An 11,947-nucleotide genomic window follows, 5' to 3' on the forward strand; every position below is an offset into this window, starting at 1 on the left:
GCGGGGGGGGTCTGGTTTGAGGTCGGTGGGCCCGGGCCGCCCCTCCCGGTCCCGGGACGCGACGACGCCCCCACCGGTGCGGTGGGGGCGTCGTCGACGGCGAGCCGTGGGGGTCAGAGGCCCTCGCAGTTGTCGATGGCCGCGCCGAGGGCGCGCACCTCGTCGGGGGTCATCTCGACGACGAGGCGGCCACCACCCTCGAGGGGCATGCGCAGCACGATGCCGCGACCTTCCTTGACCACCTCGAGGTCGCCGTCACCCGTCCTGGGCTTCATTGCCGCCATTGCGTCAGTTCCCTTCCTCACCGCGGCCACGGAGGTCGGGCCACGTGCATCCCCCGCGCCGGACCGCCGGGGCAACGCCCCATTATCTCCCAGACGGGCCGAACTGGCGAAATCTCCCCGCAGGACGACGTCAGGGCGGGAAGGACCCCCACGGGGTGTAGGTGAGCAGGCTCGCGGTCCACCACACGACGCCCCCGACGAGGAGCAGGACGACGACCCCGACCCGGCGTCGCCAGTGCGGGACGACCTTCTCGCCGTTCGCCGTCCGCATCGCGACCGACGCCACGAGCGCGGCGAGCGGCAGGTCGAGCATGAGGAAGCGCCACATCGAGGTGATGGGGCGCACGACGGCGAAGAGGTAGAGCGGGTACGCGAGCGCCCAGGCCCGGGTCTCGACGCTGAGCCACCGGCCGTGCCGACCCAGGACGAGCGCGAGGTAGGTGGCGACGAGCCAGACCAGGACGAGGACGCCACCCGCCCCCTTGGCCTCCCAGGCCCAGACGAACCACAGGACGAACGGGCCCTCGTCCGGCTGCTGGCCCCAGGCGGCCTGGACGTCGAAGAACGCGGTGGGCACCCCCGTCGCGAGCGCCGCGACGACCGGCCAGGCGACGGCCGCGACGCCGAGCATCCCGAGCATGACGACGGCTGCCGTCCGCTCCCCCGCGAGGGGCGTGCGTCCCGCCGCCCGGTCCTCACGCCAGCGCACGACGAGGTGGATGAGGACGGCGACGCCGAGGGCGGGCGCGATGCCGCGGGTCAGCCCGAGCGGGACCGCGGCGAGCGCGACGAGCAGGTAGCGGCGCCGGACGAGCAGGAGCAGCGCCCCGGCGACGATGACGACGGCCAGCGCCTCCGTGTACGGCTTGAGGATGATCGCCGTCGTCGGGTAGAAGCACCACAGGCAGGCCGCGACGAGCGCGAGCCGTTCGCGCTGCGGCTGGCGCTCGGCGTGGTGGTCGGTGCGCAGCAGGGCGAGGACGAGGACGGCCGCGACCGCGCCGAGCACGACGTTGAGGCCGATGCCCGCGGCGTTGAAGGACAGCCCCGTCACCATGAGCGCCTTCACGAGGTACGGGTAGAGCGGGTAGAACGCCCAGGCGCTGTAGGTGATCCGGCCGTTGTCGGCGTCGACGGGGAGCGGGACGGGGTAGCCGTCCTCGACGATCGAGCGGTACCAGACGGTGTCCCACAGCGGGACGAGGTCGGCGACGGTCGGGTCGTTGTGGCCGACCCCCGCGGGGTTCTGGAACCACGTCGCCGCGACCCACATCGCGCCGAGGGCCACGAGCCGCGAGACGGCGTAGACGACGAGGACGGTGAGGAACGGGCGGGCCAGGGCGTGCTGGGCGAGCTCGTGCCGGCCCCTCGAGGTGAGCAGCCTCAGGGGGAGGGCCGTGCGCCGGGCGTCCTGCCGGCGGGGACCGGCCTCGAGCTCAGCCCGCGCCACCGGTCACCTCCTGCGCGTCCCACACGTAGACCCCGCCGACGGCCTCGGGCGGGCCGAACGCCGACGTGAGGGAGGCGAGCAGCGCGGCCTCGGCCGGCCGTCCCTCCGGGAGCACGACGGCGTCGACCCGGCCGTCGCGCAGGTCGGCGCGGAACTGTCGACGCTGCTCCTCGGTGGCGGTCGCGGGGACGTCGTCGCGGGCGATCTCGAGCATCCACTGGGACAGCGCGGTCGGAGCGGCGCCGTAGCGGCCGCCGCGCTCGGGCGTCCCGTCGGGCCCGACGAAGTACCCGGCGACGACGGGGAAGCCCCAGCGCGCCTCCGCCTGCCACTCCAGGGCCCGGGTGTCGGCGACGTTCGGCGGGGGCGCCGCGAGGACGGCACCGTCGTCGACGTGCTCCTGCCACGTGCCGTCGGCGAAGAAGGCGGGAACCGGGTCACGGGGGTCGACGACGAGCGGTGTCGGGACGAGCGGCGCGAGGGCCACCGCCCCGGCGAGGACGCAGACGAGGACACCGGGACCCTCGTCGCCGAGCCAGGCGTCCACGGCACGGCGGACGGCCTCGACACCGAGGGCCAGCAGCGCCGCGAACGCCGGGAGGGCGACGAGGGCGAAGCGGGTGGGCAGGACGTTCTCGACGACGGGGACCTGCTCGAGGAGGACCCCGGGGCCGGGGATGCCGAGCGGGGTGCCGTGCAGCGTGAGCTCCTCACCGAGGGAGAGCCAGCAGGACACCAGGACGACGGCGGCGAGCGCCCGGACGAGGACGACGCGCCACAGCACCACCGTGACGAGCCCGGCGGCGAGCCACAGGGGCACGCCGAAGAAGGCGTTCTCCTCGGTGCGGTTCATCGACAGCGCCGCCGAAGCCCACGGGTCGGCCCCTACCGTGCGGGTGGCCCGGCCCCACAGCGCGGCGAGGTCGTTGCCGGCCGGGGGGTGCCACAGCGAGGTGTAGCTCTGCGGCCCGAAGAACTGCCACCACAGCGGGAACGCGACGACCGCCAGCGCGACGAGGACCCCGGTGCCGAGGCCTCGCGCCGCCGGGCGCGGGCGCAGTCGACGGCAGGTGCCGCGGTGCGCGAGGAGGACCGCTCCCCCGACGGCGAAGCCGACGGCGGCCAGGAGCAGCACCTCCTCGCCGACGAGCACCTGCCACGCGACGAGCAGGCCGAGGACGACGCCGTCCCGGACCGGGCGGCGTCCTGCGACGAGCCGCAGCAGCCGGTCGAGGATCACCGGGACGAGGGCCTGGACGACGAAGTTGGGGTGGCCGTTGGCGTGCGAGACCATCCCCGGCCCGAAGCCGGCGAGGAGGGAGGCGGCGAACGCGGCGGCGGGGTGGACCGGCAGCCGGCGCCGGAGGAGCCAGTACCAGGCGGTCGCGGTGAGGGACAGCCCGAGCAGCTCGACGACGACGAAGGTGACCTGCGGCCCCGCGAGGACCGTGAGCGGCGTGAGCGGCAGTCCGAGCCCGACGACGGCGGCGTTCGCCATGAGGTTGACGCCGTCGGGGAAGTTCTGGAGGTCGCTGAGCAGCGGGTTGGAGAGGGTGAGGACGTTGTGCGCGCTCGCCCCGAGGTACCACTCGAAGGCCTGCTGGTCCTGCACGCCCTGGGAGAGGTGGCCCGTGCGGACCGCGGTGACGAGGTCCTGGAGGACGTAGAGGGCGACGAGGAGGTGGGCGAGCGGCACGGCGAGCTCGGCGCGCCGCCAGGGCGGGGGGCGTCCGGCGACCAGGGCGGGACCGGTCGCCGGACGGGGTCGAGGGGGCGGCTCCTCGGCGTCGGCGACGACCTGCACGGCCATCGGGGGCGGTGGCGCGAGGGTCCGGGCGGGCCGATCCTGGTCGTCACTCGCCCGCAGCCGCGCGATCTCGTCGTCCCGTTCCGCGATCCGGCGCCGCAGCCGGAGCACGACGTCGTCGACCTGCGCCATCCGGTAGCCGAAGGGGGCGAGCGGCAGGGTCGGGTCGGCCGCGTCGCGGGCCGGCTCCGGGCGCTCGTCCTGCCGGCCGAGCCACCACGCCGCGGCCGAGAGGACCGTGACGACGACGAGCGCCCCGAGGAGGGACCACGTCATCGGGGCGCCCCCTCGGCGGCGTCGACGAGACCGTCGACGACCCGCCCGAAGAGGACCCGCCCGAGCCGGTCCCCGACCGGCCGGGTGAGCCGGCGCAGACCGGGGAGCCACAGCTCCTCTGTCCACTCGACGACGCTGCCGCCCGGGTCGTCGGAGACGGTGATGTCGGCCCAGCCCCGGAGGAACCACCCCGTCTTGACCAGCCGCACGCGGCGGCCCGGCTCGAGGGCGGTCACGAGCATCCGGTCCGAGCCCGCGAGCGGGCCGAGCCGGGTCACGGCGTTGACCTCCGCGCCGAGCGCGAGCCCACCGGCGGGCATCTCGACGTCGGTGAGGGGGACGTGCCGGGTGTGCTCGGAGAGGTCGGTGACCGTCGACCACGTCGTGGCCGGCGGGAGCGAGGAGGCGCGGCGGACGGTGAAGGCCATCAGCGCCCCTCCCCCCGCAGCCGGGCGACCTCGGCCTCGCGCTCGGCGAGGGCGGTCCGCAGGTGCTCGAGGTGCTCGTCGACCTCCGCGGGGCGGTACCCGCGGGCCGCCGTGTCGAAGCGCACCGCGGGAACGTCCGCGGCGTCGGGGTGGTCCGCGAGACCGTGGTCGGGGGTGGTCGTCACCGCGTCGGCGAGCCCGTCGACGCGAAGCCGCCCGCCCGCGACCGCGAGGACGGCGGCGACGAGCGCGACCGCGGTGAGGGCGAGCAGGATCAGCGGGACCACGGGGGGATCCTACGGTCCCGACCTGCGACTACCCCCGAGGGCGGCGACCGTCGTCGACGACGGTTCGGACGGCCTCGTCGACGTCGTCGGTGAGGGTGAGCAGCGCGAGGTCCCGCTCGCCGACGGTGCCCTCCGCGGCCGCGGTCCCGCGCAGCCAGTCGAGCAGGCCGCCCCAGTAGTCCGAGCCGAGCAGGACGATCGGGAAGCGCGTCACCTTCTGCGTCTGCACGAGGGTGACGGCCTCGAAGAGCTCGTCGAGGGTGCCGAACCCTCCGGGCAGGACGACGAAGCCGCACGCGTACTTGACGAACATCGTCTTGCGCGCGAAGAAGTAGCGGAAGTTGACGCCGAGGTCGACGTGCTCGTTGAGGCCGGCCTCGAAGGGCAGCTCGATGCCGAGGCCGACGCTCGTGCCGCCGGCCTCGAGGGCGCCCTTGTTCGCGGCCTCCATCGCCCCCGGTCCACCGCCGGTGATGACGGCGAACCCGGCCTCGACGAGCGCGCGGCCCACCTGCTCGCCGAGGGCGTAGACCGGGGAGTCCGGGCGGGTGCGCGCGGAGCCGAAGACGCTGACGGCCGGACCGAGCTCGGCGAGCGCGCCGAACCCGGTGACGAACTCGGACTGGATCCGCATGACCCGCCACGGGTCGGTGTGCAGCCAGTCGGCGGAGCCCTCGGTGTCGAGGAGGCGCTGGTCGGTGGTCGAGACCGGCACCTTCGAGCGCCGCATGACGACCGGTCCCTGGTGGTAGTCGCGGTCGTCGCGCTCCCGGGCCTGGTCGGGGTCGGGTCCGGGCGGCGGGGAGGCGTCCACGGCGCTCAGCCTAGCCAGCGCAGGACGGCCGCCTCGCAGGCGACGTAGTCCTCCACGGGGCAGCGCTCGTCGTCCATGTGCGCGAGGTTCGGGTCGCCGGGGCCGAAGTTCACGGCCGGGACGCCCATCGCGGAGAAGCGGGCGACGTCGGTCCAGCCCTGCTTCGCCGTCACCGGCAGGCCGAGCGCCTCGACGAACGCCCGGGCCGCCGGCAGGTCCAGCCCGGGACGGGCGCCCCCCGCGTTGTCGACGACGTCGACGTCGAAGCCGGAGAAGACCTGCCGGACGTGGGCGTCGGCCTCCTGCGGCGAGACCGACGGCGCGTACCGGTAGTTGACGGTGACGACGCACCGGTCCGGGATGACGTTGCCGGCGATGCCGCCCTCGACCTTCACGGCGTTCATCGCCTCGCGGTACTCGAGGCCGTCGACCTCGACCGTGGCCGGCTCGTAGCCGACGAGCCGGGCGAGGATCTCGGAGGCGTCGTGGATCGCGTTGTGGCCGTTCCACGGCCGCGCGGAGTGCGCGGCGACCCCCTTGGTCGACACGAGCGCCCGCAGGGTGCCTTTGCAGCCGCCCTCGACCTGCGAGCCCGTCGGCTCGAGCAGGACGGCGAACTGGGCGTCGGCGACGAGGTGGGGGGCCTCCCGCTGGACGGTGAGCAGCCCGTTGAAGCGCTCGTCGACCTCCTCGGCCTCGTAGAACACGTACGTGACGTCGCGGCTGGGCTCGGGCAGCCGCTCGGCGACGCGCAGCATCACCGCGACCCCACCCTTCATGTCGACGGTGCCGCGGCCCCACAGGACGTCCCCGTCCGGTCCGGGCACCCTCCGGGTCGGCAGGTTCGCGGGGTCGCTCGTGAGCGGCACGGTGTCCAGGTGGCCGGCGAGGACGACCCGCTCGGCCCGGCCGAGCTCGGTCCGGGCGACGACGGTGTGGCCGATCCGGGTCACCGTGAGCCCCGGGCGCGTGCGCAGGGCGGCCTCGACGGCGTCCGCGAGCGGCGCCTCCTCGTGGCTCACGGAGGGGATGTCGCAGACGGCGGCGGTGAGGCTGACGACGTCGGCGGAGAGGTCGAGGGAGGGGCTGCTCGCGGGCATGCCGGAAGCCTAGTGAGGGGTCCGGACGGCCGACGGGGAGACCGTGGGCGCCCCGTACGCTGGACGCATGACGCGCACCGCCTGGGGCCACGGCCTCCTCACGACGACGGAGGACGGCACCGTCCTCGACGCCTGGTACCCCTCCCCCGCCCTCGGGGAGGCCGGCGGCGCCGGCGAGCTCGAGGCCCCGGCCGGCCTCGAGGAGCTCGTGGGCGCCGACGACGTCCGGGGGGTCACCCGCGAGCTGCGCCTCGTCACCGTGGACCTCGACGCCCCGCCGGCCGACGCGGCGGACGCCTACCTGCGGCTGCACCTGCTCTCACACCGGTTGTGCCCGCCGAACTCGATGAACCTCGACGGTCTCTTCGGGGTGCTGACGAACGTCGTGTGGACGACGCAGGGGCCGTGCCGCGTGGACGGCTTCGAGCTGACCCGGGCCCGGATGCGCGCCCGGGGTCCGGTGCAGGTGCTGTCCGTCGACAAGTTCCCGCGGATGGTCGACTACGTCGTGCCGAGCGGGGTCAGGATCGGGGACGCCGACCGGGTGCGGCTCGGCGCCCACCTCGCGAGCGGCACGACCGTCATGCACGAGGGCTTCGTGAACTTCAACGCCGGGACGCTCGGCAGCTCGATGGTCGAGGGACGGATCAGCCAGGGCGTCGTCGTCGGCGACGGCTCGGACGTCGGCGGCGGCGCCTCGACGATGGGCACCCTGTCCGGCGGCGGCACCGAGCGGGTGTCGATCGGCGAGCGCTGCCTGCTCGGAGCCGAGGCCGGGCTCGGCATCGCCCTCGGCGACGACTGCGTCGTCGAGGCGGGCCTCTACCTCACCGCGGGCACGAAGGTCACCCTGCCGGACGGCACCGTCGCCAAGGCGCGCGAGCTGTCCGGGCAGAGCAGCCTGCTCTTCCTGCGCAACTCGGTGACCGGCGCCGTCGAGGCACGCCCGCGCGACGGGCACGGCATCACGCTGAACTCCGACCTGCACGCGAACTGAGGCCGGGAGCCCGCCGATGCCCCGCAGCCGCTCCGGTGCCCTGACCCTCGCCGAGGAGGAGCCGCGCTCCCCTCGGCAGCGCTGGCTGGCCGGCACCCTCGGGGTGGCGGTCGTCGGGGTCCTCGGGGTCGCCGGCTGGCAGGGCGTGCAGCACCTGCTGCACGCCGTCGCCTCCGAGCGGTGCGAGGTCACGGTGTCCGGCACGACGCACCGGTGGGCCCCGGACCAGGCGAGCAACGCCGCGGCGATCACCGCGATCGGCGTCAAGCGGGGCCTGCCACCGCGTGCGGCGTCGATCGCCATCGCGACGGCGATGCAGGAGTCGAAGGTGCGCAACGTCCGGTACGGGGACCGGGACTCGCTCGGGCTCTTCCAGCAGCGCCCGTCGCAGGGCTGGGGCTCGCCGGAGCAGATCCTCGACCCGGAGTACGCGACGAACGCCTTCTACGACGCCCTCGTCGAGGTCGACGGCTACGACGGGATGGAGATCGCCGACGCCGCGCAGGCCGTCCAGCGGTCCGCCGCGGGGTACGCCTACGCGCAGCACGAGGGCCAGGCCCGGGCGACGGCCTCGGCCCTGTCCGGCCAGTCCCCCGCCGTGCTCGGCTGTGCGCTGCGGGACCCGTCGGAGCCCGGCGACCCCGAGGCACTCTCGGCCCTGCTCGACAAGGACTTCGGCCTGGCCGCCGAGGTCGAGGGGACGCGCGTGCGTGTCGACGCCGCCGACCCACGGTCCGCCTGGGCCGTCGCGCAGTGGGCCGTGGCCCGGGCGAGCACCACCGGCGCGACCCGGGTCGAGCACGACGGCCGGTCCTGGACCCGGGCCATGGACGACGCCGCGCTCACCTGGGCGGGCGACGGGTCGACGGGCCCGGGCGAGGTCGTCATCGACCTCGCCTGAGCTGTTGCTCGCCCCGTGCCCCCGGCTGGTCCCGTGGCACCTGACTCAGTCGTCCGCGAGCACGAGGAGCAGGGCGACGAGGAGTGGCCGGGCCTGGGGACCCGCTCCCTCGAACGCCCACCGCACGGCGATGTCCTGCCGGGCGTCCACCTCGTCGAGCAGGTCGAGACCGCGGTCGGTCACACGGGACTCCACGATCCTCCCGTCCCGCCAGGACGGCTCACGCGAGACCAGACCGTCCTCCTCGAGCCTCCGCAGCACCCGTGAGACCCATTGCGGGCTGCGGCCCAGCCGGGGCGCGATGTCGCTACCTCCACGCGGGTACCGACTGAGCATCCTGAGGACCTCGACGTCCCCGAGCCCGGTCCCCGGGCGGATCCCCGCGACATGGTCCGCGAGCCGCCCGTCGAGACGGGCGGACGCGATCCGCAGCAGCAGCGCGAGGTCGGTGTCGTCCCAAGCGTCCGGTGGCAGTCTGGGCCCCCACACCCGGAATCGGTGCGGCGTCCCCGTCCGTCGGTGCAGCGACGTGATCAGGTCGCCGACGCTCTGGTCCTCGTCCATGGCCCCAGCATGCCGAGGTGCGCACGACGGAGCCGGCGGTCATCCACAGGCCCCGGGGAGGAGCAGGCGTGGTGCGACGAAACCCTCCGCTCGTGGAGCATTCACTCCCCGAACGGAGGGTTTCGGGACGACCCCTGTCCGGGGCGGCCGTCGGCGCCGCGGTGCGCTCAGCGCTGGTTCAGGGCCACGTAGTCGCGGGCGCCCTCGCCGGTGTAGACCTGGCGCGGGCGGCCGATCTTCGTCGTCGGGTCGGCGATCATCTCGCGCCACTGGGCGATCCAGCCGGGGAGACGGCCGAGGGCGAACAGGACGGTGAACATCCGCGTCGGGAAGCCCATCGACTTGTAGATGAGACCGGTGTAGAAGTCGACGTTCGGGTACAGCTTGCGCTCGACGAAGTAGTCGTCGGCGAGAGCGATCTCCTCGAGCCGCATCGCGATCTCGAGCAGCTCGTCGCCGCCGCCGGTCTTCTGGAGGATCGTGTGGGCGGTGTCCTTGATGATCGCCGCGCGCGGGTCGTAGTTCTTGTAGACCCGGTGCCCGAAGCCCATGAGCCGGACCCCGTCCTCCTTGTCCTTCACCTTCTTCATGAACTCGTCGGTCGAGTACTCGGCGTTCTGGATGCGCTCGAGCATCTCGAGGACCGCCTGGTTCGCGCCGCCGTGCAGGGGTCCGAAGAGGGCGTTGATGCCGGCCGAGACGGACGCGAAGAGGTTGGCGTGCGAGGAGCCGACGAGACGCACGGTCGAGGTCGAGCAGTTCTGCTCGTGGTCGGCGTGGAGGATGAGGAGGAGCTCGACGGCCTTGACGATCTCCGGGTCGATCTCGTACTCGGTCGCCGGGACGCCGAACGTCATCCGCAGGAAGTTCTCGACGAGCGAGTGGTCGTTGTCCGGGTACAGGAACGGCTGGCCGATCGACTTCTTGTAGGCGTACGCCGCGATCGTCGGCAGCTTCGCGAGGAGGCGGATGGTCGAGATCTCGACCTGCTCCTGGTCGAAGGGGTCGAGGCTGTCCTGGTAGAAGGTCGAGAGCGCCGAGACCGCCGAGGAGAGCACCGGCATCGGGTGCGCGTCGCGGGGGAAGCCGCCGAAGAACCCCTTGAGGTCCTCGTGGAGCATCGTGTGCTCGCGCACCCGGTCCTCGAAGTCCGTGAGCTGGGCGGGCGTCGGCAGCTCGCCGTAGATGAGGAGGTAGGAGGTCTCGAGGAAGTTCGAGGACTCGGCGAGCTGCTCGATCGGGTACCCGCGGTAGCGCAGGATGCCCTCGCCGCCGTCGATGTAGGTGATGGCGCTCGTGCAGCTGGCGGTGTTCGTGAACCCGGCGTCGAGGGTGACGTTGCCGGTCTCCCCGAGCAGCTTGGAGATGTCGTAGCCGCTGTTGCCCTCCGTCGCCGGGACGAGGGAGAGGTCGAGCTGCTTGCCCGCTGCGTGGAGGGTGGCTCCGTCGGTCATGTCGCGATCCTTGGGGGTCTCGAGGGTTCGGACGTCCTCGTGACCCTACCCGCCCGTAGCCGCACACAGGAACGGGGGCCTCCCCGCCGTGAGACTCGCGGTCAGGCGAGGCGGCGCGCGGCGGCGGCGATGCGCTCGTCGGTCGCGGTGAGCGCCACCCGGACGAACTCCGCCCCGGCCGTGCCGTAGAAGTCCCCGGGTGCGACGAGGATCCCGCGCTCGGCCAGCCGGTCCACGGTCGTGCGGCAGTCCTCCCCGGCGGTGGCCCAGAGGTAGAGGCCGGCCTCGGACGCCTCGACCCGGAGCCCGAAGGCCTCGAGCGCCGGCCGCAGCACCGCGCGCCGCCCGGCGTAGCGCTCCTTCTGCCGCGCGACGTGCTCGTCGTCCCCGAGGGCGGCGAGCATCGCCCGCTGGACCGGCCACGGGACGATCATCCCGGCGTGCTTGCGCACCTCGAGGAGCCGGCGCACCAGCGCGGGGTCCCCGGCGACGAACGCCGCCCGGTAGCCGGCGAGGTTCGACTGCTTCGAGAGCGAGTACACGGCGAGCAGCCCCTCGTGCGAGCCGCCCGTGACGCGTGGGTCGAGCAGGGACGGCGTCGTCGGCGGCTCGGACAGGTCCCCGGGCCGCTCCCGCCAGTCGAGCTCGGCGTAGCACTCGTCGGACGCGACGACGACCCCGTGCTTCCGGGCCCAGGCGACGACCTTCGCGAGGTGCTCGACCCCGAGGACGGAGCCCGTCGGGTTGCTCGGGGTGTTGAGCCACAGCAGTCGTGGCGTCGTCGCGGCGGTCGGCGGACCGAGGGCGGTGAGGGCGTCGAGGGCGAGCGGCTCGGCCCCGGCGAGTCGGGCCCCGACGTCGTAGGTCGGGTAGGCGATGCGGGGGAAGCCGACGAGGTCGCCCGGCCCGAGGCCGAGGAGCGTCGGCAGCCACGCGACGAGCTCCTTGGACCCGACGGTCGGCAGGACCCCGTCGGGGTCCAGGTCGGGGACCCCGCGGCGGCGTGCGAACCAGCCGGCGACGGCCTCGCGCAGGTCGGGCGTGCCGTACGTCTGCGGGTACCCGGGCGCGTCGCTCGCGGCCGCGAGCGCCTCGCGCACCACGGCGGGCGTCGGGTCGACCGGGGTGCCGACGGAGAGGTCGACGATCCCGGTGCCGGCCTGCTCCCCCAGCGAGGGGTCGGCGAAGGCGGCGGCCCGTTCCTTGGGCGCGGCGAGCGAGTCCCAGGGGAAATCGGGGAGGGCGCGCACCGGCCTACTCGTCGTGCTCCTGCGGCGGCAGGTCGGCGATGACCGGGTGGTCCTTGGCGATGACGCCCATCTTCGCCGCCCCACCGGGACTGCCGAGGTCGTCGAAGAACTCGACGTTCGCCTTGTAGTAGTCGGCCCACTGGTCCGGGACGTCGTCCTCGTAGTAGATCGCCTCGACCGGACAGACCGGCTCGCAGGCGCCGCAGTCGACGCACTCGTCGGGGTGGATGTAGAGGCTGCGCTCGCCCTCGTAGATGCAGTCCACCGGGCACTCCTCGATGCAGGCCTTGTCCTTCAGGTCCACACAGGGCTGCGCGATCACGTACGTCATGCCG

13 protein-coding genes are annotated in these 11,947 nt (G+C 73.9%); 2 read left to right on the top strand and 11 right to left on the bottom strand.

What is annotated here, in order from left to right; genetic code table 11:
• Positions 1-113: 113 nt before the first annotated feature.
• The 7 genes from KC207_RS06625 to dapE all read right to left on the bottom strand — a co-directional run bounded on the left by KC207_RS06625 (position 114) and on the right by dapE (position 6,446).
• Entirely contained in the window at positions 114-284 is a 171-nt protein-coding gene (locus KC207_RS06625) for a DUF3117 domain-containing protein (protein ID WP_128366409.1), read from the bottom strand.
• 130 nt (positions 285-414) lie between these two features.
• Complete coding sequence (locus KC207_RS06630; protein WP_211602180.1) at positions 415-1,734, bottom strand: putative hexosyltransferase; 1,320 nt, start codon at positions 1,732-1,734, stop codon at positions 415-417.
• A complete protein-coding gene (locus tag KC207_RS06635; protein WP_211602182.1) occupies positions 1,721-3,817 on the bottom strand; it encodes a hypothetical protein in 2,097 nt (698 codons plus the stop codon). Before KC207_RS06635 ends, KC207_RS06630 begins: the two co-directional genes overlap by 14 nt.
• Entirely contained in the window at positions 3,814-4,245 is a 432-nt protein-coding gene (locus tag KC207_RS06640; protein WP_211602183.1) for an SRPBCC family protein, read from the bottom strand. The genes KC207_RS06635 and KC207_RS06640 overlap by 4 nt, the downstream gene beginning before the upstream one ends.
• Positions 4,245-4,532 carry a DivIVA domain-containing protein gene (locus tag KC207_RS06645; protein ID WP_211602185.1) on the bottom strand — a complete coding sequence of 96 codons (288 nt, stop codon included), beginning with the start codon at positions 4,530-4,532 and terminating at the stop codon, positions 4,245-4,247. Before KC207_RS06645 ends, KC207_RS06640 begins: the two co-directional genes overlap by 1 nt.
• 28 nt (positions 4,533-4,560) lie before the next feature.
• Positions 4,561-5,262 carry an LOG family protein gene (locus KC207_RS06650; protein WP_211602347.1) on the bottom strand — a complete coding sequence of 234 codons (702 nt, stop codon included), beginning with the start codon at positions 5,260-5,262 and terminating at the stop codon, positions 4,561-4,563.
• 89 nt (positions 5,263-5,351) lie between these two features.
• Positions 5,352-6,446 carry a succinyl-diaminopimelate desuccinylase gene (gene dapE, locus KC207_RS06655; RefSeq protein WP_211602187.1) on the bottom strand — a complete coding sequence of 365 codons (1,095 nt, stop codon included), beginning with the start codon at positions 6,444-6,446 and terminating at the stop codon, positions 5,352-5,354.
• Between the two features lie 67 nt (positions 6,447-6,513).
• Here dapE and dapD point away from each other — a divergent pair, with 67 nt between their 5' ends.
• Both dapD and KC207_RS06665 read left to right on the top strand, forming a co-directional pair.
• The gene (gene dapD, locus KC207_RS06660; RefSeq protein WP_211602189.1) at positions 6,514-7,443 is read left to right on the top strand and encodes a 2,3,4,5-tetrahydropyridine-2,6-dicarboxylate N-succinyltransferase; all 930 of its coding nucleotides are present in this window, start codon (positions 6,514-6,516) and stop codon (positions 7,441-7,443) included.
• 16 nt (positions 7,444-7,459) lie between these two features.
• The gene (locus KC207_RS06665) at positions 7,460-8,344 is read left to right on the top strand and encodes a hypothetical protein (protein WP_211602191.1); all 885 of its coding nucleotides are present in this window, start codon (positions 7,460-7,462) and stop codon (positions 8,342-8,344) included.
• Positions 8,345-8,389: 45 nt separating this feature from the next.
• On the opposite strand, the gene KC207_RS06670 is transcribed toward KC207_RS06665, so the two are convergent.
• The 4 genes from KC207_RS06670 to fdxA form a co-directional block, all read right to left on the bottom strand.
• Positions 8,390-8,908 carry a MarR family winged helix-turn-helix transcriptional regulator gene (locus KC207_RS06670; RefSeq protein ID WP_211602193.1) on the bottom strand — a complete coding sequence of 173 codons (519 nt, stop codon included), beginning with the start codon at positions 8,906-8,908 and terminating at the stop codon, positions 8,390-8,392.
• Between the two features lie 167 nt (positions 8,909-9,075).
• A complete protein-coding gene (locus KC207_RS06675; protein WP_211602198.1) occupies positions 9,076-10,362 on the bottom strand; it encodes a citrate synthase in 1,287 nt (428 codons plus the stop codon).
• Between the two features lie 101 nt (positions 10,363-10,463).
• The gene (gene dapC / locus KC207_RS06680; RefSeq protein WP_211602200.1) at positions 10,464-11,612 is read right to left on the bottom strand and encodes a succinyldiaminopimelate transaminase; all 1,149 of its coding nucleotides are present in this window, start codon (positions 11,610-11,612) and stop codon (positions 10,464-10,466) included.
• Positions 11,613-11,616: 4 nt separating this feature from the next.
• Positions 11,617-11,943, bottom strand: a complete 327-nt coding sequence (fdxA, locus tag KC207_RS06685) for a ferredoxin (protein WP_211602201.1) — start codon at positions 11,941-11,943, stop codon at positions 11,617-11,619.
• Positions 11,944-11,947: the final 4 nt, after the last annotated feature.

This window comes from Phycicoccus avicenniae (assembly GCF_018139485.1).
Lineage (GTDB): Bacteria > Actinomycetota > Actinomycetes > Actinomycetales > Dermatophilaceae > Phycicoccus > Phycicoccus avicenniae.